This window comes from Arsenophonus sp. ENCA (genome assembly GCF_002287155.1).
Lineage (GTDB): Bacteria > Pseudomonadota > Gammaproteobacteria > Enterobacterales > Enterobacteriaceae > Arsenophonus > Arsenophonus nilaparvatae.
The window spans coordinates 1-590 of sequence record NZ_NHNG01000026.1 but is presented as its reverse complement, the minus strand read 5'-3'; the positions used below and the strand labels follow the sequence as shown (position 1 = coordinate 590).

Sequence of the window (590 nt, the reverse complement as noted above, 5' to 3'; positions counted from 1 at the left end):
TGGCCTTCCATTTATCGCACGTTTTGGCTTCAAATATCGCACGCCGCATCACCCTTGATGTCACGGCCTTATGGGTCACAAAGCGTCTGGATAGGCTACGACCCCGCCAAAGGCTCCCAGCACGGTGACAGCGCAGGCTGTGTCGTCATTGGGCCACCCACCACACCCGGTGGAAAATTTCGCATTCTGGAGTACTTCCAATGGCGTGGGCTGGACTTTCGCGCACAGGCCGCCGCAATCCAACAACTCACCACCCGTTATCAGGTCGACTATATCGGGCTGGATGCAACGGGTATCGGTCACGGTGTCCTGCAATATGTGCGCGATTTTTTCCCGCAGGTCAACGAATTTATCTATAACCCGGCGCTGAAAAATGCGCTGGTGTTAAAAGCCTATGATGTTATCAGCCATCACCGGCTCGAATATGATGCCGGTGCGCAGGATATTACCCGTGCCTTTATGGCGATTAGACGCGCCACGACCGCCAGTGGTCACCGTCCCACCTATGAAGCGGATCGCAGTGAAGATGCCAGCCACGCTGATTTAGCCTGGGCAACCATGCATGCGCTGTACCATGAACCGTTAACCGG

Annotated in this window: 1 pseudogene; it reads left to right on the top strand. The window is 55.3% G+C overall.

Features of this window, described 5'->3' with window-relative positions:
- Window positions 1-590 (top strand): annotated as a pseudogene (locus CBG25_RS00725) (oxidoreductase); the annotation flags it as partial.